Source organism: Streptomyces ambofaciens ATCC 23877, assembly GCF_001267885.1.
Classification (GTDB): domain Bacteria; phylum Actinomycetota; class Actinomycetes; order Streptomycetales; family Streptomycetaceae; genus Streptomyces; species Streptomyces ambofaciens.
On record NZ_CP012382.1, the window covers coordinates 3,099,400 to 3,124,218 of the forward strand.

Annotated in this window: 28 protein-coding genes, 1 tRNA gene, 1 pseudogene and 1 riboswitch; of the genes and pseudogenes, 11 read left to right on the top strand and 19 right to left on the bottom strand. The window is 69.9% G+C overall.

Going from position 1 to position 24,819, the window contains the following annotated elements; all coding sequences use genetic code 11:
* Window positions 1-218: 218 nt before the first annotated feature.
* Window positions 219-2,642, top strand: coding sequence for a transglycosylase domain-containing protein (locus tag SAM23877_RS13825; RefSeq protein ID WP_174532213.1), 2,424 nt, complete (start codon window positions 219-221; stop codon window positions 2,640-2,642).
* Window positions 2,643-2,655: 13 nt separating this feature from the next.
* Here SAM23877_RS13825 and SAM23877_RS13830 read toward each other — a convergent pair whose 3' ends face one another.
* The 3 genes from SAM23877_RS13830 to SAM23877_RS13840 all read right to left on the bottom strand — a co-directional run bounded on the left by SAM23877_RS13830 (window position 2,656) and on the right by SAM23877_RS13840 (window position 3,848).
* A complete protein-coding gene (locus tag SAM23877_RS13830) occupies window positions 2,656-2,976 on the bottom strand; it encodes a DMT family transporter (RefSeq protein ID WP_053131664.1) in 321 nt (106 codons plus the stop codon).
* A gap of 31 nt (window positions 2,977-3,007) precedes the next feature.
* Window positions 3,008-3,079, bottom strand: a riboswitch (guanidine-III (ykkC-III) riboswitch).
* A 56-nt stretch (window positions 3,080-3,135) separates the two neighbouring features.
* A complete protein-coding gene (locus tag SAM23877_RS13835; RefSeq protein WP_383641017.1) occupies window positions 3,136-3,438 on the bottom strand; it encodes a GroES family chaperonin in 303 nt (100 codons plus the stop codon).
* A gap of 77 nt (window positions 3,439-3,515) precedes the next feature.
* Window positions 3,516-3,848 carry a DUF3618 domain-containing protein gene (locus SAM23877_RS13840; RefSeq protein WP_053131670.1) on the bottom strand — a complete coding sequence of 111 codons (333 nt, stop codon included), beginning with the start codon at window positions 3,846-3,848 and terminating at the stop codon, window positions 3,516-3,518.
* 92 nt (window positions 3,849-3,940) lie between these two features.
* On the opposite strand from SAM23877_RS13840, the gene bcp reads away from it, so the two are divergent.
* From bcp to SAM23877_RS13860, 4 genes are all read left to right on the top strand, one after another.
* Window positions 3,941-4,408 carry a thioredoxin-dependent thiol peroxidase gene (gene bcp / locus SAM23877_RS13845; protein WP_053131673.1) on the top strand — a complete coding sequence of 156 codons (468 nt, stop codon included), beginning with the start codon at window positions 3,941-3,943 and terminating at the stop codon, window positions 4,406-4,408.
* Window positions 4,409-4,539: 131 nt separating this feature from the next.
* Complete coding sequence (locus SAM23877_RS13850; RefSeq protein ID WP_053131678.1) at window positions 4,540-5,160, top strand: HNH endonuclease signature motif containing protein; 621 nt, start codon at window positions 4,540-4,542, stop codon at window positions 5,158-5,160.
* Window positions 5,157-6,023 (top strand): HNH endonuclease signature motif containing protein, encoded by an 867-nt coding sequence (locus SAM23877_RS13855; protein ID WP_053131682.1) that lies wholly within the window; start codon window positions 5,157-5,159, stop codon window positions 6,021-6,023. Before SAM23877_RS13850 ends, SAM23877_RS13855 begins: the two co-directional genes overlap by 4 nt.
* A 9-nt stretch (window positions 6,024-6,032) precedes the next feature.
* Window positions 6,033-6,109, top strand: a tRNA-Leu gene (locus SAM23877_RS13860).
* 60 nt (window positions 6,110-6,169) lie between these two features.
* On the opposite strand, the gene rdgB is transcribed toward SAM23877_RS13860, so the two are convergent.
* From rdgB to SAM23877_RS13880, 4 genes are all read right to left on the bottom strand, one after another.
* The gene (rdgB, locus tag SAM23877_RS13865) at window positions 6,170-6,772 is read right to left on the bottom strand and encodes an RdgB/HAM1 family non-canonical purine NTP pyrophosphatase (protein ID WP_053131684.1); all 603 of its coding nucleotides are present in this window, start codon (window positions 6,770-6,772) and stop codon (window positions 6,170-6,172) included.
* Window positions 6,773-6,818: 46 nt separating this feature from the next.
* Complete coding sequence (locus SAM23877_RS13870) at window positions 6,819-7,226, bottom strand: hypothetical protein (RefSeq protein ID WP_053131688.1); 408 nt, start codon at window positions 7,224-7,226, stop codon at window positions 6,819-6,821.
* A 199-nt stretch (window positions 7,227-7,425) separates the two neighbouring features.
* Complete coding sequence (gene rph, locus SAM23877_RS13875) at window positions 7,426-8,166, bottom strand: ribonuclease PH (RefSeq protein ID WP_053131691.1); 741 nt, start codon at window positions 8,164-8,166, stop codon at window positions 7,426-7,428.
* A gap of 94 nt (window positions 8,167-8,260) precedes the next feature.
* The gene (locus tag SAM23877_RS13880) at window positions 8,261-8,494 is read right to left on the bottom strand and encodes a PTS sugar transporter subunit IIB (protein WP_053131695.1); all 234 of its coding nucleotides are present in this window, start codon (window positions 8,492-8,494) and stop codon (window positions 8,261-8,263) included.
* Between the two features lie 157 nt (window positions 8,495-8,651).
* Between SAM23877_RS13880 and SAM23877_RS13885 the strand changes: the two genes are divergently transcribed.
* Together SAM23877_RS13885 and SAM23877_RS13890 are read left to right on the top strand one after the other, a co-directional pair.
* Window positions 8,652-9,947 carry a PTS transporter subunit EIIC gene (locus SAM23877_RS13885; protein WP_053131698.1) on the top strand — a complete coding sequence of 432 codons (1,296 nt, stop codon included), beginning with the start codon at window positions 8,652-8,654 and terminating at the stop codon, window positions 9,945-9,947.
* Window positions 9,948-10,210: 263 nt separating this feature from the next.
* A complete protein-coding gene (locus tag SAM23877_RS13890; protein ID WP_053131703.1) occupies window positions 10,211-11,476 on the top strand; it encodes a PTS transporter subunit EIIC in 1,266 nt (421 codons plus the stop codon).
* A gap of 68 nt (window positions 11,477-11,544) precedes the next feature.
* Here SAM23877_RS13890 and SAM23877_RS13895 read toward each other — a convergent pair whose 3' ends face one another.
* A complete protein-coding gene (locus SAM23877_RS13895; protein ID WP_053131706.1) occupies window positions 11,545-12,297 on the bottom strand; it encodes an MBL fold metallo-hydrolase in 753 nt (250 codons plus the stop codon).
* Between the two features lie 203 nt (window positions 12,298-12,500).
* On the opposite strand from SAM23877_RS13895, the gene SAM23877_RS13900 reads away from it, so the two are divergent.
* Window positions 12,501-12,965, top strand: coding sequence for a type II toxin-antitoxin system PemK/MazF family toxin (locus SAM23877_RS13900; protein ID WP_053131709.1), 465 nt, complete (start codon window positions 12,501-12,503; stop codon window positions 12,963-12,965).
* Window positions 12,966-12,969: 4 nt separating this feature from the next.
* On the opposite strand, the gene SAM23877_RS13905 is transcribed toward SAM23877_RS13900, so the two are convergent.
* From SAM23877_RS13905 to clpS, 7 genes are all read right to left on the bottom strand, one after another.
* Complete coding sequence (locus tag SAM23877_RS13905; protein ID WP_053131714.1) at window positions 12,970-13,920, bottom strand: PLP-dependent cysteine synthase family protein; 951 nt, start codon at window positions 13,918-13,920, stop codon at window positions 12,970-12,972.
* Between the two features lie 6 nt (window positions 13,921-13,926).
* Window positions 13,927-14,214, bottom strand: a complete 288-nt coding sequence (locus SAM23877_RS13910) for a MoaD/ThiS family protein (protein ID WP_053131717.1) — start codon at window positions 14,212-14,214, stop codon at window positions 13,927-13,929.
* 99 nt (window positions 14,215-14,313) lie between these two features.
* Window positions 14,314-14,409, bottom strand: a complete 96-nt coding sequence (locus SAM23877_RS41945) for a putative leader peptide (protein WP_310873142.1) — start codon at window positions 14,407-14,409, stop codon at window positions 14,314-14,316.
* Between the two features lie 92 nt (window positions 14,410-14,501).
* Entirely contained in the window at window positions 14,502-14,924 is a 423-nt protein-coding gene (locus SAM23877_RS13915) for a M67 family metallopeptidase (protein ID WP_053131720.1), read from the bottom strand.
* 172 nt (window positions 14,925-15,096) lie between these two features.
* Complete coding sequence (locus tag SAM23877_RS13920) at window positions 15,097-16,524, bottom strand: amino acid permease (RefSeq protein ID WP_053131723.1); 1,428 nt, start codon at window positions 16,522-16,524, stop codon at window positions 15,097-15,099.
* Between the two features lie 352 nt (window positions 16,525-16,876).
* Window positions 16,877-17,491, bottom strand: coding sequence for a DUF2017 domain-containing protein (locus SAM23877_RS13925; protein ID WP_053131726.1), 615 nt, complete (start codon window positions 17,489-17,491; stop codon window positions 16,877-16,879).
* Window positions 17,492-17,532: 41 nt separating this feature from the next.
* Window positions 17,533-17,850 (bottom strand): ATP-dependent Clp protease adapter ClpS, encoded by a 318-nt coding sequence (clpS, locus tag SAM23877_RS13930; RefSeq protein ID WP_053131729.1) that lies wholly within the window; start codon window positions 17,848-17,850, stop codon window positions 17,533-17,535.
* Between the two features lie 98 nt (window positions 17,851-17,948).
* On the opposite strand from clpS, the gene SAM23877_RS13935 reads away from it, so the two are divergent.
* Together SAM23877_RS13935 and SAM23877_RS13940 are read left to right on the top strand one after the other, a co-directional pair.
* Window positions 17,949-19,322, top strand: a complete 1,374-nt coding sequence (locus SAM23877_RS13935; protein WP_053131732.1) for a nicotinate phosphoribosyltransferase — start codon at window positions 17,949-17,951, stop codon at window positions 19,320-19,322.
* Between the two features lie 106 nt (window positions 19,323-19,428).
* Window positions 19,429-20,016, top strand: coding sequence for a nicotinamidase (locus SAM23877_RS13940; RefSeq protein ID WP_053131736.1), 588 nt, complete (start codon window positions 19,429-19,431; stop codon window positions 20,014-20,016).
* A 14-nt stretch (window positions 20,017-20,030) separates the two neighbouring features.
* Here the strand turns inward: SAM23877_RS13940 and SAM23877_RS13945 are convergent, their stop codons facing one another.
* Window positions 20,031-20,366: a hypothetical protein gene (locus SAM23877_RS13945; RefSeq protein ID WP_053131738.1), complete on the bottom strand. Its 336-nt coding sequence runs from the start codon at window positions 20,364-20,366 to the stop codon at window positions 20,031-20,033.
* A gap of 146 nt (window positions 20,367-20,512) precedes the next feature.
* Entirely contained in the window at window positions 20,513-22,864 is a 2,352-nt protein-coding gene (locus SAM23877_RS13950) for an immune inhibitor A domain-containing protein (RefSeq protein ID WP_053131747.1), read from the bottom strand.
* Window positions 22,865-23,279: 415 nt separating this feature from the next.
* Here SAM23877_RS13950 and SAM23877_RS13955 point away from each other — a divergent pair, with 415 nt between their 5' ends.
* A complete protein-coding gene (locus tag SAM23877_RS13955; protein ID WP_053131751.1) occupies window positions 23,280-23,564 on the top strand; it encodes a hypothetical protein in 285 nt (94 codons plus the stop codon).
* Between the two features lie 38 nt (window positions 23,565-23,602).
* Here SAM23877_RS13955 and SAM23877_RS40020 read toward each other — a convergent pair whose 3' ends face one another.
* Window positions 23,603-24,418 carry an RDD family protein gene (locus SAM23877_RS40020; RefSeq protein WP_053131754.1) on the bottom strand — a complete coding sequence of 272 codons (816 nt, stop codon included), beginning with the start codon at window positions 24,416-24,418 and terminating at the stop codon, window positions 23,603-23,605.
* Between the two features lie 124 nt (window positions 24,419-24,542).
* Window positions 24,543-24,806, bottom strand: a pseudogene (locus SAM23877_RS13965) (TetR-like C-terminal domain-containing protein); the annotation flags it as partial.
* Between the last annotated feature and the right edge of the window lie 13 nt (window positions 24,807-24,819).

Here is a 24,819-nt window from a genome sequence, read left to right on the forward strand (position 1 = left end):
CCCCCCGACCGGCACCGAAGCGCAGGAGCCTAGTGCGACGGCGACCGCCCGTGCCACGGATTTTCACGGGTGTGCCGCCGAGTGGGAACGGAACGCCCGGTGCGAGAGTCTTCTTCAGAGGGCGTCAGAGGCATCAGGGGCGCCAGAGGGCGCAGAAGCGTTGACAAGGCCGTACGGGAGAAGACCGTACGACGCGAAAACAGGAGTCCGTGCACGAGATGAGCGACGAGCCGCAGCCGCAGCAGCCGAACCAGGGCTGGGCCCCGCGAGAGCCGCAGGCGGCCGGCTCCCCGGGGACCGACGCCCCGGGGAAGCCCACGAAGCCCAAGCGCCCCCGGCGCACCGGCTGGCGCCGGCTGATCCCGACCTGGCGCATCGTGCTCGGCACCTGCGTCGTCGGCCTCCTCCTGCTGGTCGGCGGCTTCTTCCTCGGCTACTCCCTGGTCCACATCCCGGCCGCCAACGCGCTCGCCCTCAAGCAGTCCAACGTCTACCTCTACGCCGACGGCAGCGTCCTCGCCCGCGACGGCGAGGTCAACCGCGAGAACGTCGGCCTCGCCCGCATCTCCCAGGACGCCCAGCACGCCGTCCTGGCCGCCGAGGACCGCGACTTCTACACCGAGTCCGCCATCGACCCGATGGCCATGGTCCGGGCCGGCTGGAACACCGCCACCGGCAAGGGCAAGCAGTCCGGCTCCACGATCACCCAGCAGTACGTCAAGAACTACTACCTCGCCCAGGAACAGACCGTCACCCGCAAGGTGAAGGAGTTCTTCATCTCGATCAAGCTCGACCGGGAGAAGAGCAAGAGCGAGATCCTCGAGGGCTACCTCAACACCAGCTTCTTCGGCCGCGGCGCCTACGGCATCCAGGCCGCCGCCCAGGCCTACTTCGGCATCGACGCCAAGGACCTCACCCCGGCCCAGGGCGCCTACCTCGCCTCCCTGCTCAACGCCCCCAGCCAGTACGACGTCGTCGCCCACCCCGAGAACCGGCCCGCCGCCGAGTCCCGCTGGAACTACGTCCTGGACGGCATGGTCGACAAGGGCTGGCTCAGCCCCGCCGAACGCGCCGCCGCGAAGTTCCCCGCCCCCAAGAAGTCCACCATCTCCACCGGCATGTCCGGCCAGCGCGGCTACGTCGTCAACATCGTCCGGGACCACCTGATCCAGAACGGCATCGTCGACGAGGAGGAACTCGGCCGCGGCGGCTACCGCATCACCACCACCCTGCAGAAGGACAAGCAGGACGCCTTCGTCAAGGCCGTCGACGACAAGCTGATGTCCAAGCTGGACAAGGACCGCAAGGTCGACAGCTACGTCCGGGCCGGCGGCGCCTCCGTCGACCCCGGGACCGGCAAGGTCGTCGCGATGTACAACGGCATCGACTACGTCAAGCAGTACACACCCAACGCCGTCCGCCGCGACTTCCAGGTCGGCTCCACCTTCAAGCCCTTCGTCTTCACCTCGGCCGTCGAGAACCACTCCGAGACGCAGGACGGCCGCATGATCAACCCCAACACGATCTACGACGGCACCAGCGAACGCCCCGTCCAGGGCTGGAGCGGCGGCCGCTACGCCCCGGAGAACGAGGACCACCACGACTACGGCGACGTGACCGTCCGCGAGGCCACCGACAAGTCCATCAACGCCGTCTACGCGCAGATGGCCGTCGACGTCGGCTCCGACAAGGTCCAGCAGACCGCGATCGACCTCGGCCTCTCCAAGAACACCCCCGAACTGACCCCCTCCCCCTCCATCGCCCTCGGCGTGGCCACCGCCAGCCCCCTCGACATGGCGGAGGCCTACGCGACCCTCGCCAACCACGGCAGGCACGGCACCTACACGCTGGTCGAGAAGGTCACGAAGGACGGCAAGCAGGAGGTCGAGCTGCCCGAGCGGCGCGAGCGCCAGGCCGTCAGCCGCGAGGCCGCCGACACCACCACCTCCGTCCTGCGCAGCGTCGTCGAGAACGGCACCGCCACCGCCGCCCAGGCCGCGGGACGCCCCGCGGCCGGCAAGACCGGCACCGCCGAGGAGGACACCGCCGCCTGGTTCGCCGGCTACACCCCCGAGCTCGCCACCGTCATCTCGGTGATGGGCCAGGACCCGAAGACCGCCGCCCACAAGTCCCTGTACGGCGCCATGGGCCTGGACCGCATCAACGGCGGCGGCGCACCCGCGGAGATCTGGGGCCAGTACACCCGCGAAGCCCTGAAGGGCGAGCCGGTCACCGACTTCGACCTCCGGCTCATGACCGGCGCCGACGTCACCGAGGCCCCCTCCGGCGCGGCCTCCGACGAACCGGGCTCCGGCGACGAGAGCGGCAGCGGCGACCCGGACGAGGGCTCGACCGGCGACGAGGACACCGGCGACGAGACCCCGGGCGCAACCGGTGGCAGCAGCACCCCGCCGGGTGACACCGGCGACACCGGCACCGGCGACCCGTCGACCGGCGGACCCACCACCGGCGGCGCCAGCACCGAGCCGGGCCCCACCGGCGGCGGCGACGGCAGTGGCGGCGGGGACGACTCGTCGAACGGCGGCACCACCGAGGGCGGCGGCGACACCAGCGGGGCGGGCGGCGGGGAGCCGGACACCGGCACCGTCGCCGGCATCCCCGTCACACCCCGGCGCCAGTGAGCCTCGACGAGCGTCAGTGACCCGAGGTCGCCTTCAGCCCCACGACGGCGACCAGCAGCAGACAGATGAAGAAGATCCGGGCGGCGGTGACCGGCTCACCCAGCACCACCATGCCGAGCACCGCCGCACCGGCCGCGCCGATGCCCACCCACACGCCGTAGGCCGTACCGATGGGCAGCGTCCGGGCCGCGTACGACAGCAGGACCATGCTGGCGACGATCCCGGCACCGGTGAGCAGACTGGGGACGAGACGGGTGAAACCGTCCGTGTACTTCATCCCGATCGACCAGCCGACCTCGAGCAGACCGGCGACGAGCAGCAGAACCCAGGCCATGACAGGCACCTCCGTGAGCGAACTGAAACGGGGTGCGTCGTCTTTTCCTTCAGCCCGGTACGGCGCGTCTCGTCGGGGTCCCTCCAACCTAGCAAAGACAGGCCGGAGGGGCTGGTGACCTCGATCACCAGCCCCTCCGGCCTGTTCAGTACCGCCGATTCAGAGGTACAACCCGGTCGAATCCTCCGACCCCTCGAACCGGTCCGCGGCCACCGCGTGCAGGTCGCGCTCCCGCATCAGCACATAGCCGACGCCCCGCACCTCGACCTCCGCGCGGTCCTCCGGGTCGTACAGCACCCGGTCGCCCGGCTCCACGGTCCGTACGTTCTGCCCCACCGCGACGACCGCCGCCCAGGCCAGCCGCCGGCCGACCGCCGCCGTGGCGGGGATCAGGATCCCGCCCCCGGAACGCCGCTCGCCCTCGCCGGCGTCCTGCCGCACGAGTACGCGGTCGTGCAGCATCCGGATGGGCAGCTTGTCGTCCGGGGAACCGTGCTCGTTCTTCCTGTCGCTCACGCCCTGAACCTACCTGCCCCGGCTCAGCGCCCGCGCCGCCGGGTACCGCCCAGGGCCAGCAGCCCCACGACCCCGACGACCACGAGGGCGACGGGCACGACGCGCTCCATCCGCGGTGCGCCCGTCTCGTCCACGAACTGCGACTTCACATCGCTGACCACACGATTGACCCCGACGTAGGCCCGCCCGAGGGTGTGATCGACGCTGGACGCGACCTTGGCCTTCGCGTCGCCCACGATCGTCTTCGGGTGCACCCGCATGCCGAGCTCGTCGAGCGTCTCGGCCAGCACCTCGCGGCGGCGCCTGATGTCCGCCTCGATCTGCGCCGGGGTCCTGCTGTCCGACGTGTCCGCCACCGTACGCCTCCGCTGTCTTCTGACACTGTCCCGGACAGTCTGTCAGCTACTCGCTCCTCCGCACTGTCAGGACCCCCCGTTACGCTGGATCGATGAGCGAGCGACTCCAGCCCGGGGACCCGGCCCCCGCCTTCACCCTCCCGGACGCCGACGGCAACGAGGTGTCCCTGTCGGACCACGAGGGCCGCAAGGTCATCGTCTACTTCTACCCTGCTGCCCTTACCCCCGGCTGCACCAAGCAGGCCTGCGACTTCACGGACAACCTGGAGCTGCTGGCCGGCGCCGGGTACGACGTGATCGGCATCTCCCCCGACAAGCCGGAGAAGCTGGCCAAGTTCCGCGACACGGAGTCCCTGAAGGTCACCCTCCTCGCCGACCCGGACAAGAAGGTCCTGGACGCGTACGGCGCCTTCGGCGAGAAGAAGAACTACGGCAAGACGTACATGGGCGTCATCCGCTCCACGATCGTCGTCGACGAACAGGGCAAGGTCGAGCGCGCCCTGTACAACGTCCGCGCGACGGGCCACGTCGCCAAGATCATCAAGGACTTGGGCATCTGACTCCCCTTTCGGCGGGGCCCGTACCGGAGCTTCCCGGTACGGGCCCTTCCGCATTCCGCGCGTGACTGTCCGATAAACGGTTCGTTACTCCGTACGAGGCCACGAACGGGTGGCCGGGACGGAGGGGAAGCATGGGGGTCAGGTACACCCGTGAGCTGCTCGAAGAGGCGGCTCGGGTGACAACGAACTGGGACGACGCCGTACGTTGGTGCGGCGGCACGCCCACTCCCGGCAGCAGGCGATATCTGCGTCAGAAAATGACCGAGGCAGGCGTGGACGTCGCCCGCTTTCCGGCGCAGTGGACGCGCCACTCCGAGGAGGCGATCCGAGCCGCCGTCGCCGCCTCGGCCAACGTCAAGGAAGTGCTGCGCCGCCTGGGCATCAACCCGGTAGGCGGCAACCACACGCACATCAGCCGCCGTATCGCGGCACTGGGCATCGACACATCCCACTTCGCCGGGCGGCCGCGAAAGCCCAGGAAATCGCACGGCGATCTCCTGGCCCTGCGCACGCCACAAGACGGCAGGGTGCCCGGAAGTCGGCTGCTACCCCACTTGCTGCGGTCCGGAGTTCCGGAGAACTGCGCGATGTGCGGCACGGGGCCCAAGTGGAACGGCAGACCTCTCCGACTGGAGGTCGACCACGTCGACGGCGCCTGGTGGGACAACCGCCCGGAGAACCTCCGGCTGCTCTGCCCCAACTGCCATGCCGCGACGGACACATACCGAGGCCGCAGGCGCAACGCCTCATGAGTAGGCCGAAGTACACACGCGACCTGCTGACACGCGCCGCAGCCGAGGCCACCAGCATGGTCGACCTGATGCACAGACTCGGAGCGCCCGTGGGAAGCGGCCCCCGCTGCTATCTCAGCAAGCGGCTACGGCACTACCGCATCGACACCTCGCACTTTCGCGAGGTGTCGATGCCGGAACGCGAACGACGCAGCTACTCGGAGGAACTCCTGAGAGAAGCCGCCGCCCGTACGAACAGCATCAGGGAGATGCTGGAGTTCATGGGGCTCTCCCCGCAGGACGGCCCGTACGGCCACATCAGGAAAAGGCTGGACAAGTTCGGCATCGACACGTCGCACTTCACGAGTGGACGCGCGTACGGTCCTGGCCTTGTTCCCCGCGCCGAGCTGGCGGCAGCGGTGGAGGCTGCCACGAGCGTGGCCGGAGTCCTCGCGGCCCTTGGCCGAAGCAACACCGGTGGCTCTCGGACACTCGTGAAGCGCAGCATCGAAGCATACGGTCTGTCGACCGCCCACTTCACAGGACAGGGCCACTATCGCGGCATCCGCTCTCCCCGCCGCAGAGCGGCGTCCGAGATCCTGGTGCGGCTCCCTCCCGGATGTGCCCGTACCAAAACCGTTCTGCTGCGGCGGGCCCTTGATGACCTCGGCGTACGGCATGTCTGCGGCGAGTGCGGCATCGGAGACACCTGGCAGGGCAGGCGACTCGTGCTGGAAGTTGATCACATCAACGGCGATCGTCTGGACAACCGCCGGGAGAACCTGCGTTACCTCTGCCCGTCCTGCCACAGCCAGACGGCCACCTTCGCCAATCGATCGCGCGATCGCCGCATCCCTCCGCAGCGGCTCGGCGGGAGCCAGTAAGCTGTACGTGGGGCCGTAGCCCAATTTCGGCAGGAGGCACCACTTTTAGGTAGTGGACAGTGCGAGTTCGAGTCTCGTCGGCCCCACCTTCAGGGCGCGGCTCCCCGCGGGGAGTCGCGCCCTTCCGGCTTCTTGCGCGACCGCTCTCAGCCCAACAGTTCCCGTACCGCCGGTACCAGGGCCCTGAAGGCCTTGCCGCGGTGGCTGATCGCGTTTTTCTCCTCGGCGGTCAGCTCGGCGCAGGTGCGGGTCTCGCCGTCCGGCTGGAGGATCGGGTCGTAGCCGAAGCCGCCCGTGCCGGCCGGGGTGTGGCGGAGGGTGCCGCGGAGTTGACCCTCGACGACCCGCTCCGTGCCGTCCGGCAGGGCGAGGGCCGCCGCGCAGGCGAAGTGGGCGCCGCGGTGCTCGTCGGCGATGTCGCCGATCTGGGCGAGGAGCAGGTCGAGGTTGGCCTTGTCGTCGCCGTGGCGGCCGGCCCAGCGGGCGGAGAAGATGCCGGGTGCGCCGTTCAGGACGTCGACGCAGAGACCGGAGTCGTCGGCGACGGCGGGGTGGCCGGTGGCCCGGGCGAGGGCGTGGGCCTTGAGGAGGGCGTTCTCGGCGAAGGTGACGCCGGTTTCCCTGACGTCGGGGATCTCCGGGTAGGCGTCCGCGCCGACGAGGTCGTGGGGCAGGCCTGCGTCGGCGAGGATGGCCCTCAGCTCGGTGATCTTTCCGGCGTTGCGGGTGGCGAGGATCAGGCGGGTCATGGGTTCAGTATCCCGGGCGTCCGCCGGTCCGTTCGCACCCGCTCCGCTACGGCGTGCAGACCTTGGTCAGTTCGCCCGCCGCGTCGGTGACGGGGCTGAGGTCGGGGGTCTCGTCGCCGTTCTCGACCGAGGTGCGGACGTTGTCGACGGCCTTGCCGAGGTCGTCGACGGCCTGGTCGACGTCGGCGTTGTCGGTCTTGTCGCCGATCTTGTCGAGGTTCTTGTCTATGGAGGTGAGGGATTCCTCGAGTTGCGTCGGGTCGTTGGAGGCGTTCTCCACGGCCTGCTGGAGGGCGGTGACGCTGTCGGCGATGGCGTCGGCGGTCTGGACGCAGTCGAGGGCCTTGTCGACGGCGTCGCAGCCGGTGGTGAGGCCGGCCGTGAGGGCGAAGGTCACCACGGCTGCGGCGGTGACGGTGGTGCGGCGAAGGCGGCGGTGGCGGCTCGCGGCCATGGGTCTCGGTCCTCCCCTTGGGACAGGGCCGGGCGGCCCGTGTGCGTGCGGTACGTGCGGTGCGTGCGGCGCCGGGCGTACGGCGCGTGCGGCCGTACGCCCGGGGAAGTGCTGTACCGCTGTACTGCTAGTGACGCGGCGGCGGGCGGTGGAGTTGCGCGTGCGGGCCGCCCTTCTTGATGCGTCCTTGGTGTGCTCTTTACCTCTCCAGGGACGCGTCGAGCGCCTTGCGCTGGAGGTCGGCCAGCTCGGCGCAGCCGCCGGCGGCGAGGTCGAGGAGGGCGTTGAGTTCGTCGCGGTCGAAGGGCTCGGCCTCGGCGGTGCCCTGGACCTCGACGAAGCGGCCGTCCCCGGTGCAGACGACGTTCATGTCGGTGTCGGCGCGGACGTCCTCCTCGTAGCGGAGGTCGAGGAGGGGGGTGCCGTCGACGATGCCGACGGAGATGGCGGAGACCGTGCCGGTGAGGGGCTTGCGGCTGGGCTTGATGAGCTTCTTGGTGGTCTGGGCCCAGGTGATGGCGTCGGCGAGGGCGACGTAGGCGCCGGTGATGGCGGCGGTACGGGTGCCGCCGTCGGCCTGGAGGACGTCGCAGTCGAGGACGATGGTGTTCTCGCCGAGCGCCTTGTAGTCGATGACCGCGCGCAGGGAGCGGCCGATGAGGCGGCTGATCTCGTGGGTGCGGCCGCCGATGCGGCCCTTGACGGATTCGCGGTCGCCGCGGGTGTTGGTGGCCCGGGGGAGCATGGCGTATTCGGCGGTGACCCAGCCTTCGCCGCTGCCCTTGCGCCAGCGGGGGACGCCTTCGGTGACGGAGGCGTTGCAGAGGACTTTGGTGTCGCCGAAGGAGACGAGGACGGAGCCTTCGGCGTGCTTGCTCCAGCCGCGTTCGATGGTGACGGGGCGGAGCTGCTGGGGGGTGCGGCCGTCGATGCGTGACATGCGGGTGAGCCTAGCGGGCCATGCGGAAGGGGCCTTCCCCGCTGTGGAGAGCGGCGGTGGAAGGCCCCTTGCCGGGGTGTGAACCGGTGGGGTTCTACATCATGTCTTCGATCTCGGCCGCGAGCGGGTCGGCGTCGGTGCCGATGACGACCTGGATGGCGGTGCCCATCTTGACGACGCCGTGGGCGCCGGCGGCCTTGAGGGCGGCTTCGTCGACCAGCGCGGGGTCGTTGACCTCGGTGCGGAGGCGGGTGATGCAGCCTTCGATCTCGTCGATGTTGTCGATGCCGCCGAGGCCGGCGACGATCTTCTCAGCCTTGCTGGCCATGTTCCTTCTCCCTGATCCGAACCGCTTTGTCGCAGTAACCCACAGTTGGCCCATCTTCGCGAGCCATCGTGCGGGGTGTACCGAATGATGGCGTCACGGCGGCGGAACCGACCGTCAACTGGTCTACACCAGTGTACCGGCGACCGATGGAGACCGGATGAGTGCCGACAGCGCGGTCAGTCCCGCTCGGGCCCGATGGAACACGTTGTTCCAGGGGTTGCAGAAGATGGGCCGCAGTCTTCAGCTGCCCATTGCGGTCCTGCCCGCCGCGGGCATTCTCAACCGGCTGGGGCAGCCGGACGTCTTCGGCGACGACGGGCTGGGCTGGTCGAACGTCTCGAAGGTGATGATCGGCGCGGGCGGGGCGCTGCTGGACGGTTCGCTGGGGCTGCCGCTGCTGTTCTGCGTGGGTGTGGCCATCGGCATGGCGAAGAAGGCGGACGGTTCGACGGCGCTCGCGGCGGTGGCGGGGTTCCTCGTCTACTGGAACGTGCTGCGGCAGTTCCCGGAGGACTGTCCGGAGGGGTCGGAGGCGGTTCCGCAGATCGGTTGCCGGCTCACCGACGGGTCGGAGACGGTGACGGCGTTCACCTACCAGAACCCGGGGGTCTTCGGCGGCATCGTGATCGGGTTGCTGGCGGCCTACTTCTGGCAGCGCTTCCACCGCACGAGGCTGGTGGACTGGCTGGGCTTCTTCAACGGCCGGCGGCTGGTGCCGATCATCATGGCGTTCGCGGCGATCGTGTTCGCGGCGCTGTGCCTGTGGGTGTGGCCGCCGATCGGCGGTGCGCTGGAGAGCTTCAGCGACTGGCTGAACGGTCTGGGCGCGTGGGGTTCGGGCATCTTCGGGCTGGCGAACCGGGCGCTGCTGGTGATCGGCCTGCACCAGTTCCTGAACGTGCCGATGTGGTTCCAGTTCGGCTCGTACACGAAGCCGGACGGCACGGTGGTGCACGGCGACATCAACATGTTCCTGGCGGGCGACCCGACCGCGGGGCAGTTCACCACGGGCTTCTTCCCGATCATGATGTTCGCGCTGCCGGCGGCGGCGCTGGCGATCACGCACTGCGCGAAGCCGCACCGCCGCAAGGAGGTGGGCGGTCTGATGCTGTCGGTGGCGCTGACGTCGTTCGTGACGGGCATCACGGAGCCGCTGGAGTACTCGTTCCTGTTCATCGCGCCGCTGCTGTACGCGGTGCACGCGGTGCTGACGGGTGTGTCGATGGCGGTGACGTGGGCGCTGGGCGTGAAGGACGGGTTCAGTTTCTCGGCGGGGCTGATCGACTACGTCATCAACTGGAACCTGGCGACGAAGCCTTGGCTGATCATTCCGATCGGTCTGTGTTTCGCGGTGGTGTACTACGCGGTGTTCCGGTTCGCGATCACGAGGTTCGATCTGAAGACGCCGGGGCGGGAGCCGGAGGACGAGGTGGAGGACGTGGCGAAGGGGTAGCTTCGCGTAGGCTTCGACCGTGGTCTTCCGAAGGCCCCCGGACCGTGCGTCCGGGGGCCTTCGGCATGCCCTCGCGGGGCGTGGGGGCGGGGACTCGATCCGGTACTGCGCGTAGTGCCGCGGTCGCGGAATCGCGGGTTCCTTACACGGCCTTCATCGTGCTACAACAGGTCTACACCACTGAGTGGTTTAGACCTGCGACGACGCCGTCCTCATCCTTCCCGTGCGACCGGGCGGCGCGCCCTGTCCCCCTGGAGGATGTTGTGACCACGCCCAGCGCCGCGCCCGCGGCAGAGAAGAAGAAGGGCGCCGGTGTGATGGCTGTGCTGCAGCGCATCGGCCGCAGCCTGATGCTGCCGGTCGCGGTGCTGCCCGCCGCCGCCCTGCTGGTGCGCCTCGGCAACACCGACATGCTGGGCCGCCCGGAGTTCCCCACCTTCCTGACGAAGATCGCCGGGTTCATGGCGGCCGGCGGCAACGCGATCCTCGACAACATGGCGCTGCTGTTCGCCGTGGGCATCGCCATCGGCTTCGCCAAGAAGTCGGACGGCTCCACGGCGCTCGCGGCGGTCGTCGGCTACCTGGTCTTCAAGAACGTGCTGGCCACGTTCACCGACGAGAACCTCCCGCAGGTGGCGAAGGTCGTCGAGGGCAAGGTCGTCATGACGGACGCGCCCGTGGACGCCAAGGTCCTCGGCGGTGTGGTGATGGGCCTCGTGGTGGCGCTGCTCTACCAGCGCTTCTACCGGACCAAGCTGCCCGACTGGGCGGGCTTCTTCGGTGGCCGCCGGCTGGTCCCGATCCTGTCGGCCTTCGCGGGTCTGGTCCTCGGCATCGTCTTCGGTTACATCTGGCCGGTGCTCGGCACGGGCCTGCACAACTTCGGTGAGTGGCTGGTCGGCTCCGGTGCCGTCGGCGCGGGCATCTTCGGTGTCGCCAACCGCGCGCTGATCCCGATCGGCATGCACCACCTGCTGAACTCCTTCCCGTGGTTCCAGGCCGGCTCGTACGAGGGCAAGAGCGGTGACATCGCCCGCTTCCTGGCCGGTGACCCGACCGCGGGCCAGTTCATGACCGGCTTCTTCCCGATCATGATGTTCGCGCTCCCGGCCGCCTGCCTGGCGATCGTGCACTGTGCGCGCCCCGAGCGCCGCAAGGTCGTGGGCGGCATGATGTTCTCGCTCGCGCTGACGTCGTTCGTCACCGGTGTGACCGAGCCGATCGAGTTCACCTTCATGTTCATCGCGCCGGTGCTGTACGCCATCCACGCGGTGCTCACCGGTGTCTCGATGGCGCTGACCTGGGCGCTGGGCATGAAGGACGGTTTCGGCTTCTCGGCCGGCGCCGTCGACTTCCTCCTGAACCTGGGCATCGCGAGCAACCCGTGGGGCCTGGCCCTGGTCGGTCTGTGCTTCGCGGCGGTCTACTACGTGGTCTTCCGGTTCGCGATCACGAAGTTCAACCTGCCGACGCCCGGCCGTGAGTCGGACGAGGAGATAGCGGAGCTGCAGAAGGCGGAGGGCAAGTAGCCCCTACGCACGTCGCACGGAGGCGGGGCCCGGTCACCTGGACCGGGCCCCGCCTCCGTGGTCGTGCGTCAGATCTCGTACACCGCGCCCGCCGCGGCGACCTCCACCCGGCCGCCGTAGACCTCGCGCGCGTCGGCGAGGTTGACCCGGGGGTCGGTCCACGGGGGGATGTGGGTGAGGACCAGGCTGCGGGCGCCGGCGCGGGCGGCGGTCTCACCCGCCTCGCGGCCGTTGAGGTGCAGGTCGGGGATGTCCTCCTTGCCGTGCGTGAACGCGGCCTCGCACAGGAACAGGTCGGTGTCGCGGGCGAGTTCGTCCAGCACGGGGGTGACGCCCGTGTCGCCGGAGTAGGTCAGCGACCGGCCGCCGTGCTCGACGCGGATGGCGTAGGCCTCCACGGGGTGCGCGACGCGTTCGGTGTGCACGGTGAAGGGGCCGACCTCGAAGGTGGACGGCTTGACCGTGTGGAAGTCGAAGACCTCGCTCATGGACGAGGCGGTGGGGGTGTCGGCGTAGGCGGTGGTGAGCCGGTGTTCGGTGCCCTCGGGTCCGTAGACCGGGAGGGGATCGCAGCGGCCGCCTTCGTGCCGGTAGTAGCGCGCCACGAAGTAGGCGCACATGTCGATGCAGTGGTCGGCGTGCAGGTGGCTGAGGAAGATCGCGTCGAGGTCGTAGAGACCGCAGTGGCGCTGCAGCTCGCCCAGGGCACCGTTGCCCATGTCGAGGAGCAGCCGGAAGCCGTCGGCCTCGACGAGGTAGCTCGAGCAGGCCGATTCCGCGGACGGGAACGACCCCGAGCAGCCGACGACGGTGAGCTTCATGAAGCAGAAACCTCCGCTGGCGCGTGTGGAGAGACGGGGGTCGTGCGGTTTGTCGAGCGTAAGGCGCAAAACCTTTGGTCGCTCCTCCGCCAGGGGCCGTTGTGGGCGAACTCACCTGCGGTGTCACCGGTTCGGCTGGACATGGGGCGCGTGAGGCCATTGAAGGGGCGCGCGGTGGTGGTGCGCGCCGGTACGGTCGTCGTATGGACACGTCCTGGTGGCTCGCCTTCGCGGCGGTGGTACTGCTCGCGCTCGTCGCCACGGTCGTCGACGGCTGGGGCCGCGGGCGGCGGCCTTCTCGGCCGGGCGGCAGCCGGCGTCCGCCGGGGCGGCCGACGGGGCCGCGGGGACGGGCGGCCCGGCCGAGGCCCGCGGAGATCTGGTGGGCGAACGTGCCTTACGAGGACACCGGGGGCGCGAAGGACCGGCCGTGTCTGGTGATCTCGGTGCACGGGCGGCGCGCGCTCGTCGCGAAGATCACCACCCGGTACCGGGACGGGCGGGCCGGGGTGATCACGCTGCCGCCGGGCTCGGTGGGGGACGCGCGGGGGCGGACGAGCTTCCTGGAGACCGACGAGCTGCGCGAGGTGCCGGTGAGGGAGTTCCGGCGCCGGGTGGGCGAGGTGGACCCGGCCCTGTGGGACCAGGTCCGTCACCTCGCCCGGTGAGGCCTCAGGCCCAGAGCTGGCCCTGGAGGGTCTCGATGGCTTCCTCGGTGGTGGCGGCCGTGTAGACGCCGGTGGAGAGGTACTTCCAGCCGCCGTCGGCGACGACGAAGACGATGTCCGCGCTCTCGCCGGCCTTCACCGCCTTGTTGCCGACGCCGATCGCGGCGTGCAGGGCGGCGCCGGTGGAGACGCCCGCGAAGATGCCTTCCTGCTGGAGGAGTTCCCGGGTTCGGGTGACCGCGTCGGCGGAGCCCACGGAGAAGCGGGTGGTGAGGACGGAGGCGTCGTACAGCTCGGGTACGAAGCCCTCGTCGAGGTTGCGCAGGCCGTACACCAGGTCGTCGTAGCGCGGTTCGGCGGCGACGATCCGCACGTCCGGCTTGTGCTCGCGCAGGTAGCGGCCGACGCCCATCAGGGTGCCCGTGGTGCCGAGGCCGGCCACGAAGTGGGTGAGGGAGGGCAGGTCGGCGAGGATCTCGGGGCCGGTGCCGGCGTAGTGGGCGCCGGCGTTGTCCGGGTTGCCGTACTGGTAGAGCATCACCCAGTCCGGGTGCTCGGCGGAGAGTTCCTTGGCGACGCGCACGGCGGTGTTGGAGCCGCCCGCGGCCGGGGAGGAGATGATCTCCGCGCCCCACATGGCGAGCAGGTCCCGGCGTTCCCGCGAGGTGTTCTCGGGCATGACGCAGACGATGCGGTAGCCCTTGAGCCGGGCGGCCATGGCGAGCGAGATGCCGGTGTTGCCGCTGGTGGGCTCGAGGATCGTGCAGCCCTTGGTGAGGCGGCCGTCCTTCTCGGCCTGCTCGATCATGTGGAGCGCGGGGCGGTCCTTGATCGAGCCGGTCGGGTTGCGGTCCTCCAGCTTGGCCCAGATGCGGACGTCGTCGGACGGCGAGAGCCGCGGCAGGCGCACCAGAGGGGTGTTGCCCACCGCGGCCAGCGGGGAGTCGTAGCGCATCGCCGATCAGGCCATACCGCCGGCGACGGCCGGCAGGATCGTGATGCTGTCGCCGTCGGTCAGCTTGGTGTCGATGCCGTCGAGGAAGCGGACGTCCTCGTCGTTCAGGTAGACGTTGACGAAGCGGCGCAGCTGCTCCCCGTTCGCCTTGTCGATGAGTCGGTCCTGGATGCCCGCGTGCCGGGTCTCGAGGTCGGCGAAGAGCTTGGCGAGGGTGTCCCCGTTGCCCTCCACCGCCTTCTGGCCGTCGGTGTACTGGCGGAGGATGGTCGGGATGCGGACCTCGATGGCCATGGCTGAGGGCTCCTGTCGGAAGGTGTCGTGGGTTCGGTCAGGCGCGCGGCGGCACGCGGCAGCCCGCCGCGGCTCACGGCCGTACGGCGGCGGCGGAAGTCAACAGATGGCGCTGTTCAGCCTGCACAGGTCGACGTGCAGGCGCGCCACGAGCAGCGTGCCCGGCGCCTTTTCGCTCACGTCGAGAAGAACCATGGGCTCATCGTATCGATTCCCGGTCCACCCCTCGGAGTGTGATCTCACCCTGCGGACATGATTCATCCGGTATGCGGGATACGGCCCCGGGGTCAGTACGCCTCCACGACCTTGACCTCCTCCTCCGTCACCTCTCCGTCCAGGATGCGGAACGACCGGAACTGGAAGTCGCCGGCGCCGTCGGTGTCCGCCGTGGAGACCAGGACGTAGTGGGCGCCGGGTTCGTTGGCGTAGGTGATGTCGGTGCGGGAGGGGTAGGCCTCGGTGGCGGTGTGGGAGTGGTAGATGACCACCGGCTCCTCGTCGCGGTCGTCCATCTCGCGGTAGAGCTTCAGCAGGTCCTGGGAGTCGAACTCGTAGAAGGTCGGGGAGCGGGCGGCGTTCAGCATCGGGACGAACCGCTCGGGGCGGCCCTCGCCCACCGGGCCGGCCACCACGCCGCACGCCTCGTCGGGGTGGTCCTCGCGCGCGTGGGCGACGATCTGGTCGTACAGGGCCTGGGTGATGGTCAGCATGCGGCCAAGGATAAGCAGAGGGGCCGGCCCGTACCGATGGGTGGTACGGACCGGCCCGAATGCCGGACATCCTGAGCGGCGGACGCGCTGGGGTGCCACGAGCACCCCGTGCGGCCGGACGTCCATGGTGCGCGTGAACGCGCTGGTCAGCGACTGGCGGCCGGTGCGGCTGTCAGACGATCTTCTCCATCTCCGGCTCGTCGCGCCGCTCGGTCACCGCCGGGTTGCGGCTCTTGAGCACCGCCCAGCCGATGCCGAGCGCGGCGGCCCAGCCGGCCATCACGTACAGGCAGATGCGGGCGTCGGCGTCGATGGCGATCAGGCAGGTGACGAAGAGCAGGAAGGCGATGGCGATGTAGGAGCAGACCGAGCCGCCGGGCGCCGGGAAGGAGGAGGCGGGCAGGCGGCCCGCGACGACCTTGCGGCGGTAGAGGACGTGGCTGATCAGGATCATCAGCCAGGTCCAGATGCCTGCGGCGGTGGCGATGGAGGTGACGTAGCCGAAGGCCTTCTCCGGGACGACGTAGTTCAGGACCACGCCGATGCCCATGAAGACGACCGAGACGCCGATGCCGATGGCCGGGGTCTTGGTCGACGACAGCCGGTTGAAGACCTTGGGCGCCTCGCCGTTGTCCGCGAGGGAGCGCAGCATGCGGCCCGTGGAGTACATGCCGGAGTTGCAGGACGACAGGGCGGCGGTGAGCACGACGAAGTTGACGATGCCGGCGCCGGCCGGGATGCCGATGACCGTGAAGGCCTTCACGAAGGGGCTGACGCCCTCGGCGAACTCGGTCCACTTGACCACGGCCAGGATGACGGTGAGGGCGCCGACGTAGAACAGCGCGATGCGCCAGGGCAGGGTGTTGATCGCCTTGGGGAGGGTCTTCTCCGGGTTCTCCGACTCACCGGCGGTGACGCCGACCAGTTCGACGGCGAGGTAGGCGAACATGACGCCCTGGAGGGTCATCAGGGACGAGCCGATGCCCTTGGGGAAGAAGCCGTCGAACTCCCACAGGTTGGAGACGGCCGCGGTGTCGCCCGCCTGGCTGAAGCCGAGGGTGAGCACGCCGACACCGATGACGATCATGCCGATGATGGCGGTGACCTTGACCATCGAGAACCAGAACTCGATCTCGCCGAACAGCTTCACCGAGATCAGGTTGGCCACGAAGAGCAGGACCAGGAAGACCAGGGCCGAGACCCACTGCGGGATGTCCGGGAACCAGTAGTGGATGTAGATGGCGGCGGCGGTGAGTTCCGCCATGCCGGTGACCACCCACATCAGCCAGTACGTCCAGCCGGTGAAGTAACCGAAGAAGGGGCCGAGGAACTCCCGCGAGTACTCGGCGAAGGAACCGGAGACGGGACGGTAGAGCAGGAGCTCGCCGAGCGCCCGCATGATGAAGAAGATGATGACGCCCGCGAGGGCGTACATGAGGATGATGCTGGGGCCGGCCTTGGCGATGTTGGCCCCGGCGCCCAGGAAGAGTCCGACGCCGATGGCGCCGCCGATCGCGATCATCTGGACCTGGCGGCTGTTGAGCCCGCGCTCGTAGCCCTCCTCGGGGGCCTTCTCCGTGTCGACCTTCGCAGAGGTCATGTGTGGTGCGCCTTTCTCCATGCCGAACCGGGCCTTCTCTCGGCCTCGGATCGGGTCTCGATCCCCCCGGATGATGGAGCTGAGCGGGCCTCGCGTCCCGCTCGGTGCCTGGCCGGCGATCCGCCGGCTCGGTGGCGCACCCGGCCGAACATTCGGGTGGTGTTCGCCGGGCGGTCGTGAAGATTTACCACGACCGCCCGGCTGATCACAGGGGCGCTCTGTGACGTGCCACACAGGCAGAAGCGGACAAAAACCACCCATGGGGTGCAAAAAAGGGCACCGTTTTGACGGGATCGTTATCCGGATTTGAGGGTCCGCTGAGCGGACACCCGGCGTGACCGAACCACCACGTTCAGGGCATGAGTGTCGCGACGAGTGACTCCTGAAGGCCGCCGAGCCACAGGTAGGCCATCACCATGGGCTTACGCGGGTCCTCGTCGGGCAGCCGGTAGAGCAGGTCGGTGTCGTCCTCGTCGGCGATCTCCAGCCGGGCGCCGATGGCGAGGCGCAGGTCGTTCAGGGCGCTCAGCCACTGCCGGGACTCCTCCGCCGACAGCTTCAGCACCGCGCCGTCCTCGCCCGCCCCGGCGCTCGCCGAGGCCAGGGCGTCCAGGGTGCGGATCACCGCGAGCGCGTTGCCGCGCTTGCCGGCGCGCAGGTCGTTCTCGGTGTAGCGGCGGAACTCGGCGGAGTGCGCCCGCTGCCGCTCGGCCTCCGCGGCCTGCGGGGCGCCCTCGGGGTCGCCGTAGGCGTCGGGGAACAGGCGGCGCAGCACCGGGTCGGTGGGCGGCTCGCTCGGTCCCTCGGCGAAGAGCTCGGCGAGCGGGTCGTCGGAGGCGTCCTCGGCGGGGCCGGGGCCGATCAGCTCCAGGAGCTGCACGGCCAGGGACCGGATGATGGAGATCTCGACGTCGTCGAGGGCGACGGCCGCGCCGCCGCCGGGGAGCGGTTCGAACTGTCCGGGCATCGAGGTGATTCAGCTACTTCCGTCCTGCGGGCGGGCGTGGGTCATTTCCGGTCCTGCTGGAGGGTGGCCCACAGACCGTAGCCGTGCATGGCCTGGACGTCCCGCTCCATCTCCTCGCGGCTGCCGCTGGAGACGACCGCCCGGCCCTTGTGGTGGACGTCCATCATGAGCTTGGTGGCCTTGTCCTTCGAGTAGCCGAAGTAGGACTGGAAGACGTACGTCACGTAGCTCATGAGGTTGACGGGATCGTTGTGGACGATCGTCACCCAGGGCACGTCGGGCTCGGGTACGGCGAAGACCTCCTCCGCCGACTCGGTCTTCTCGATCTCCATGGGTGCGGCTGCCGTCACAGGGCCCATGCTGCCACCACAGGGGGGCGGGCGCACAAACGGGTCTGTGGGCCACGCCACGCGAGCGGAAATCGTCAGTCTGACGAAATGGGGGTACGATTTCCGCCATGAACACAGCGGACCTTGGCCTGCCGGTGGACGTTCCCTCGACGGCGCTCTTCACGGACCAGTACGAGCTGACGATGCTCCGAGCCGCCCTGAAGGCGGGCACGGCCGAGCGGCACAGCGTGTTCGAGGTCTTCACGCGCCGGCTGCCGGACGGGCGCCGCTACGGCGTCGTGGCGGGCACCGGACGGGTGCTGGACGCGGTGGAGAACTTCCGCTTCGACGCGGACGTCCTGCGCTTCCTGCGCGAGCGGGGCATCGTCGACGAGGAGACCCTCGACTGGCTCGCGGAGTACCGCTTCAGCGGCGACATCTGGGGCTACCCCGAGGGCGAGGTGTACTTCCCGGGCTCGCCGATCATGCGGGTCGAGGGGACCTTCGGCGAGTGCGTGCTGCTGGAGACGGTGATCCTCTCCATCCTCAACCACGACTCGGCGATCGCCGCCGCCGCGTCCCGCATGGCCTCGGCCGCCGGGGGGCGTCCGCTGATCGAGATGGGTGCCCGCCGCACCCACGAACTGGCCGCGGTGGCCGCCGCCCGCTCCGCCTACGTCGGCGGCTTCGCGACCACCTCCGACCTGGCCGCCGGCTTCCGCTACAACATCCCCACGGTGGGCACCTCCGCCCACGCCTTCACCCTGCTGCACGACAACGAGCGCGACGCCTTCCGGGCCCAGGTGGACGCCCTCGGCCGCGACACCACGCTGCTGGTGGACACCTACGACGTCACCGAGGCCGTCCGCACCGCCGTGGAGGTCGCCGGGCCCGAGCTGGGCGCCGTGCGCATCGACTCCGGCGACCTGCTGCTGGTCGCCCACCGGGTGCGCCAGCAGCTGGACGAGCTGGGCGCCACGGAGACCAAGATCGTCGTGACCTCGGACCTGGACGAGTACGCCATCGCCTCGCTGGCGGCGGCGCCCGTGGACGCCTACGGCGTCGGCACCCAGCTGGTGACCGGGTCCGGGCACCCGACGGCCTCGATGGTCTACAAGCTGGTCGCCCGCGCCGAGTCCGCCGGCGCGGCCGGTACCGCCGGTACCGGCGGCGAGGGAGCGCCGCTGGTGGCGGTGGCGAAGAAGTCCAGCGGCGGCAAGACCTCGATCGGCGGCCGCAAGTGGGCCGCCCGGCGACTGGACTCCCACGGGTACGCCGAGGCCGAGGTGGTCGGCACCGGGCCGGTGCCCGACGAGCTCGCCGACCGGCAGCTCCTCGTGGAGCTGGTCAAGGGCGGCGAGGTGGTCGCCCGCGAGCCGCTGGACGCCGCCCGGGACCGGCACGCGGCCGCCCGCGCCAACCTGCCGCTCTCCGCCACCCAGCTCTCCCGGGGGGAACCCGTCATTCCGACGGAGTACGTGCACGAGGGCTCGGGTAGCTAAAGCAGGTGCGGGCCGACAGGGCCCGCACCACCCGCCCGTCCGTCCCCTCCCGGCCCCTCCCGACCCCTCCCGACCCCACAGTCGACCCAGTCGAAGGACACCGACCATGCGCCGCGCCCTGATCGTCGTAGACGTGCAGAACGATTTCTGCGAGGGAGGCAGCCTCGCCGTGACCGGCGGTGCCGACGTGGCCGCCGCCATCACCGAGCTGATCGGGCAGGCGCCCGCCGGCTACCGCCACGTGGTGGCCACCCGCGACCACCACATCGCGCCGGGCGGCCACTTCGCCGACAACCCCGACTACGTCCACTCCTGGCCGGCGCACTGCGTCGCCGGCACGGAGGGGGTCGGCTTCCACCCGAACTTCGCCCCCGCCGTCGCCTCCGGCGCGATAGACGCCGTCTTCGACAAGGGGGCGTACTCGGCCGCCTACAGCGGCTTCGAGGGAGCCGACGAGAACGGCACGCGGCTCGCCGACTGGCTGCGGACCCGGGAGATCGACGAGGTCGACGTCGTGGGCATCGCCACCGACCACTGCGTACGGGCCACCGCCCTGGACGCCGCCCGCGAGGGCTTCCGCACCCAGGTGCTGCTGGACCTGACCGCCGGGGTGGCCGCGGAGAGCACCGAGCGGGCGCTGGAGGAGCTGCGGGAAGCGGGCGTGGAGCTGTCCGGGAAGCCGGTCGTCCCCTAGCGCGTGGGGCTCGGCTACGTCTGGGCCGTCGGGCGTCTGAGCAGGGCACGGATCGGGTGCCACCGCTCCTGGGCCGGGCCCGCGGTGACACCGGCCACCGGCGCCGTGCGCCAGATCAGGCCGTCCGGGTGGTGCAGGACCGCCGTGATCTCGTCGGGGGTCGGCGGGGCCGCGTTGCCCCGCAGGTAGACCGCGCGCAGCCCCAGGTTGCGCAGCCTGGTCAGGGCGCGCGCCCGGTTGTGGGCGTGGACGAGAAAGCGCACGCTGCCGTCCGGGCCGGCGGGACTGGGCAGGTTCAGCGCCACCACCACCGTGCCGTTCGGCAGCTTGCAGAAGCCTCCTGCGGCCATGCGGTCATACCCCCGTGTCTGCCGGTGCCGGTCCGGATGTCGGACCAGGTGTCAATAAGAGAACCACAGGACGCACCTAAACACGGATCGGCGGCGACCCGCCAGGGGGTCACCGCCGATCATGCTCTGACCTGGGCAGATGCTATTTACCTGCCTGCGGAGCCGACCTCCAGCTCGATCGTCGAGCCGTTCTGGGCCTCCTTCAGGATCTGGATCTTCGTGTTGGTGTCAGTGATCTTGACGCCGCCGGTGGGGTTCGACGGGTCGTAGTAGTCGCTCTTGCGGTCGTTGAAGACCGGGACGCCCTTCGAATCCGGGAAGTACTTCGCCACGTCCGCCTTGTGCAGTGTGATGGCGTCCGTGCGGTAGAGGCTGAACGGCGAGTCGTACGACTGGACGCGGTTGCGCAGCAGCGTGCCGTCCTTCCACTTCATCGCGGTCGGGTGCGAGTCGACGGGCAGGACCAGGCCGGTGCCCGGGTGCTGGCTGGTGTTGTTGTCCGCCTGGGAGGTGTCCCACTTCCAGATCAGCAGGCCGTTCTGGTACGGGTAGTGCTCCACCCAGTCCGGGCGCTCCGTGAAGCCGAAGTTGTACGGGCCGGTCTTCAGGGTCTTGTCGTACGACACGTACTGCCGGTTCTCGGCGAGGTAGTACTGCGCGTAGTCCTTGGTGAAGGAGGCGCCGACGCGGGAGAAGCCGGTCGCCGTCCAGGCGGCGTCCGCGGTCTCGGCGTTGTCGGTGAAGAGCGCGGAACCGTCCGCGGTGACCGTGATGGCGTCGGCCGTGAAGCCCTTCTGGGCCACGCCGCCGTCGGTCTGGTAGCGGAAGCGGACGTCGACCTTCTTGCCCGCGTAGGCGTCGAGGGAGTACGCGAACTTCTTGTGACCGTCCAGGGTGCCGTGCAGGGCCGGCTTGTCGGCGGCGTCGCGCGGGATCGGCTGACCGTCCACCGTGCCGTCGACGGCCGTCCAGTTGGCGCCGCCGTCGGTGGAGACCTCGGTGTAGAGGTAGTCGTAGTTGGCCTCGATGTCGTACCAGCCGTCGAAGGTCAGCTCGGCCTTCGTCCTGCCGGTGAGGTCGACCGGACGGCTCAGCGTGTTCTTGAGGTTGTCACCGCTGCCGCTCCACCACTGCGTGGCGCCCTCGGCGGGCGTGACGATCTCGGTGGTGACCGCCTTCTTCGGCAGCTCGACGACCAGGCCCTGCTTGTGCTTGGTGTTGTACTCCGCCACCCCCAGCTTGTGCCAGGAGCTGACCCCCGCCTTGGCGGTGTCGTAGTTCAGCCAGCCGAGCTGGAGCTTGTCCCAGGCGGTCATGTCGCCGGGCAGGTCGCCGATCTCGTTGCGGCCGGTGCCGAGCCACGAACCGGACGACATCAGCGTCCAGAAGCCGGTGGAGTTGTCGCCGCCGGCGGTGTCGTAGTGGTCCGGCAGACCGAGGTCGTGGCCGTACTCGTGGGCGTAGACGCCGAGCCCGCCGTTCTCCGGCTGGATGGTGTAGTCGCCGACCCAGACACCGGTGGAGCCGATCTGCGAGCCGCCGAGCTTGTTCTGCTCGGGGCCGGTGGCTCCGGCGTCGGTGCCGAAGGCGTACCAGCGGTGGGCCCAGATGGCGTCGGGGCCCTGGGCGCCGCCGCCCGCGGACTCGTCCTCGCCGGCGTGCACGATCTGGAAGTGGTCGATGTAGCCGTCGGGCTCGTTGAAGTCGCCGTCGCCGTCGAAGTCGTAGCGGTCCCACTCGTCGAAGCGGGCGGCGTCGGCCTTGATCTGGGCGTCGGTGCGGCCGGCCGCCTTCTGCTGCCCGACCCAGGCGTCGAGGCCGTCGCTGACGACGTTCCACACGCTGGGGCAGTTGGTGTCGCCGCAGGCGTTGTTGCCGTAGCGGGCCTCGTTGTAGGGGACCTTCACCCAGTCGGAGACCTCGCCCTCGACCGAGTAGCGGCCGGAGGACTGCTTCTCGTAGTACGTCTTGACCGAGTCGACGCCCTTGCCGGAGCCGAAGTACAGGTCCTGGAAGTGCTGCTGGTCGTAGTCCTCCTTCCAGGCCGTCGAGTTGTCCGTCTTGCGGTCGGGCTTGGCGATCTGGTTGTGCAGCGGGCCGGCCTCGCCGCCGTAGCGGCTGTCGACCTTGTCGCCGAACTCGACCAGGATGGTGAAGATCTTGTCGGTCTTCTCCCGGCCCAGCTCGACGTACTTGCTGTCGCCCTTCTTGCTCTTGAGCTGGACGACGTTCGAGCCGTCCTTCTTCTTCACGGAGGCCTTGCCGGATATGACCTGGTTGAGGGCCTCCTCGCGCTGGGCCTCCCGGGTCTCGCTCAGGGGGCCCTTGAGGTCATGGGAGTCCATGCCCTTCGCGGGGTGCGGGTCGTTGCGGTCCACGGCGTCGGGCCGGGCGGGCGAGTCGGCCTGCGCCACGCCGGCCGCGGAGAGCGTGGCGGTGGCGGCGGCCAGGGCGACGGTGGTCGCCGCCGTTCTGAACTTCCAGGATCTGCTGGTCACTTGAGTTCCTCCCCCGCGTGCACGCGCGCGGATGGGGGGACAAGGACATGGCAAAGTCCGCGCACACGTGGTCAACGCGTGTAGTCAAGTGACGACATTTGACTAGAGGTTCACCGGAAAAGACAGACCTTGACTTGAGCAGGACAACTGCACTATGCGGAGTACAGGTTCGCTTTGCGGACACCGCACAGGCGCCGGAGCCACGCCGGACAGGCGCGCGGGACCGTCCACTTCCCGGGCACCATGAATCCGTGCGCCCCCCGTGCATCGGCCATGTCGGTTAGGTCATGCTTACCGCTGGTTCCACTCGGGCACACAGCGGGTTAGAGTCGCTTGGCACCACGCCCGGAAGCCGGCGGAAAGCCAGGCTGACAGCCCGTCTCACCCCAGATTGTCTTCCGAGGACACGATGGCCATGCCCCGTCCGACTGCCGCACAGTTCGCCTACGGTACGTGCACCGTGATCTTCTCGACGCTCGCCATGCTGCTGCTGTCACAGACGAGTTCGGGTCCTGGAGTCGCCGTCGTCGCCGTCGCGGCGCTCGCCCTCGGACTGCTGGTCGCCATGACCGTCCCACAGCCGAGGGCGCGCAAGGTGACCGCCGTGCCGGCCCACCGGCCCGCGGCGGACCGGGAGCCGGTGCCCGCGGCGCGGGTCTCCGCGGGGGCGGGCGAGACGGCCCGCGGTCGCGCCGCCTGACGCCTTCGCGCCGCCCTACGTCCGCTTCCGGCGGCCCGTCAACGGGCGCTGACCACCACGGTCTTGGCCGCCTTGTCGTGCAGGCCCTGCTTGTAGGGCCGGTCGAAGAAGCTCCAGCCGCCCGTGATGATCGTCCAGACGCAGGCGCAGCAGAAGGCGAACGGGATCCACAGCACCAGGGCGCGGATCAGCGACGTCTGCACCGAGGGGGTGGCGCCGTTGTCCAGGTTGGCCACCCGCAGGCCGAGCCACTTCTTGCCCAGGGTCTGGCCCGACCTGCTGGTCATGTAGGTGTCGTAGGCGATGTAGAGCACGGCGGCGATCAGGGACTGCCCGAAGGACTTGCCGACCGAGATGTCGTCGCCGTCCACCTGGTACTCCTGGACGTCGAAAGCCCAGCTCAGCAGCCAGACGACGATACCCACGAGGATCATGTCGATGATCCGCGCGAGCGTGCGCCGGCCGCTGTCGGCGAGCGGGGGCATGCCGGCCAGCGGATCGGTGGGGTAGGAGCCGCCGCCGTACGGATCACCCCCGGAGGGGCCGCCGCCGCCCGGAGGCGGGGCGCCGTAAGGACCACCGCCGCCCGGAGGCGGAGCGCCGTACGGACCGCCGCCACCCGGAGGTGGAGCGCCGTACGGACCGCCGCCGCCCGGAGGCGGGGTCGCGCCGCCGTGCGGCGGGGGCCGGCCGGTGCTGTCGTGCGGGGGCGGACTGCCGTACGGCGAGCCCGTGCCGCCCGCGCCCGGGTCGGGTCCGGGCTCCTGGCCCGGTCCGGGGGACGGGGGACGCTTCCTGAACGGGTCGTCTTCCGGCGGCTGCCCGCCGGAGCCGGGGGGCGGTTCGCTGCTCATGGCCCGAGTCGACCGCGATCGGCACGCACGCGCATCCGGCGAGCGGCCGTCCGGAGTACGGCGGCCCGCGTCGGCGGGCCCGCGGCGGCCGGATGCCCTCCGTCCGCTCCCCCGGCCCCCTCGATCACGCGCCCTCTTCCCGGCGGACGGAGAAGTCATCCGCGCCGGCCGCCAGGACCGCCGCCTCCGCGGCCCGTGCCGGCAGGTGGGGGTCGGGATCGGCACGCAGCAGCACCAGCCGGTGGTAGAGGGGCGCGGTGGCGACGATCAGCAGGCTCCGCGCGTCCGTGTGCCGTGCGGGCAGTTCACCGCGCTCGGCGGCGCGTTCGACGAGGACCTCGCACTGGGCGTACCGGTCCGCCCACAGCCGCGTCTGGGCCCGTGCGGCACATCACCAGGCA